The 1,677-nt window shown below is 65.2% G+C and carries 2 protein-coding genes; one reads left to right on the forward strand and one right to left on the reverse strand.

From position 1 onward, the window contains the following. Positions 1-142 precede the first annotated feature (142 nt). Positions 143-1,033: an SDR family NAD(P)-dependent oxidoreductase gene (locus tag MJD61_22200; protein MCG8557971.1), complete on the reverse strand. Its 891-nt coding sequence runs from the start codon at positions 1,031-1,033 to the stop codon at positions 143-145. Between the two features lie 119 nt (positions 1,034-1,152). Between MJD61_22200 and MJD61_22205 the strand changes: the two genes are divergently transcribed. Next, a partial coding sequence (locus MJD61_22205; GenBank protein ID MCG8557972.1) for an aldehyde dehydrogenase family protein occupies positions 1,153-1,677 on the forward strand: 525 nt, incomplete at its 3' end.

Raw genomic sequence — 1,677 nt, forward strand, 5'->3', positions numbered from 1 at the left:
AATAACTCGTCTGTATCGCCGAGGGCCGGGCGCCGTTGGCAAGGCGCAACGACGAGGAATATTGGGGATATTTCGAGGAGGCGCAACATAGCCAGCGGTGGTCGGAACCGGTGAGATGGATGAGTTATTCTTCCGCGGGCCCTTAGACGAGCCTGGTGATCGGCTCCGAGGGACGTGATCGGCTCGCGATCTCGCTCCAGCGCGAGCGAAGCTCCTTGAAGCTCCACGCGTCACCATCCAGAGGCGTGCAGGGCTCCGTCTCCCCCATCTCGTAGAGCCACACCTGGGTGCCTCGCACCGCCACGACGCAGCCCGAGATGTCGGCGGCGTCCTCGGAGGCGAGAAACGCACACACGTCGGCGATGCGGTCGGGCGAAAGCAGCTCCGCGGCGTTGGAAACCGCCTGAAAGGCCGGGAGATCGTCGGTCATGCGGGTCAGGGCGAGAGGAGCCAGCGCATTGACGGTGATCTTGTGCTTATCGAAGAGCTCTAGATGAGCCACTCGTGTCAGCCCGTAGACCCCCGCCTTTGCTGCAGCGTAGTTGGCTTGGCCAAAGATCCCCACCAGGCCCGAAACGCTGGTGGTATTGATGATCCGTCCCCCGTGGCCAGCGTCGATCATGGCGCGCGCGGCGGCCTGCAAGCACAGAAACGAGCCGCGCACGTGGACCTGGATCACGGAATCGAACTCCTCCACCGTCATCTTGCGCAGGGTACGATCGCGCAGGATGCCCGCATTGTTGACCAGCACGTCGAGCCTTCCGAAGGAGCGCAACGCCAAATCGACGATGCCCTGGGCACCTTCGGGTATCCCGACGTTGTCGCAGCTCGACTCTGCTTGGCCGCCGGCCTCGCGAATTTCCTTCACCACGCGTTGCGCTGGTCCAGCCTCGGCGCCGCTGCCGTCCCGCGCACCCCCGAGGTCGTTCACGATGACGCTGGCACCCTCCCGGGCGAATCGAATCGCGTGCGCGCGACCGATGCCACCTCCCGCGCCCGTCACGATCGCTACCTTGCCTTCCAAAGCTGCCATGATCAGTCCTCCTGGCCCATGTCTGAGGCCCATGTTCGAGGCCCTTGTTGAGGCCCATGTTCGAGAGCAGGCTCGCCGCGCATGGGTTTGTCGCTGCAGCTTCGCTATAGTGCGAACGCATGCCTGAGCCAACACTGCTGCGACCCGGGGACTTCATCGACGGCCGCTTCGTGTCGCCGGCGCCGATCGATGGCGAGCTCGCTGTACATAGCCCTGCCGACCAGAACGATCGGGTCTCGCTGCATCCCTTCGGTCTCAGCCACGTCGATCCGGCGGTGCAAAGCGCGCGCGTGGCGCTCCGAGGCTGGCGACGCACACCAGCGACCGAGCGGCGCAGCCTGCTCCAGCGCTATCGGTCGCGGCTGCGGGCAAACCGCCTCGTAATCGCCGAAACCATCATGCGCGAAGCCGGCAAGCCCCGCTGGGAGGCGGAGGGTGAGGTCAGCGCCATGATCGGCAAGGTAGGGCTTTGTCTGGGCGAGGCGGCAGAGCTCACGGCCACGCGCTTCCTGTCCGATCTGCCCGGTGAGATTCGCTACCGCCCCCTCGGTGTGATCGCGGTGGTCGGCCCTTTCAACTTCCCAGGCCACCTGCCCAACGGCCAGATCGTCCCTGCGCTCCTGCTCGGAAACACGGTGGTACAC

This window comes from Pseudomonadota bacterium, assembly GCA_022361155.1.
In the GTDB taxonomy this organism is placed as follows: Bacteria; Myxococcota_A; Polyangia; order Polyangiales; family JAKSBK01; genus JAKSBK01.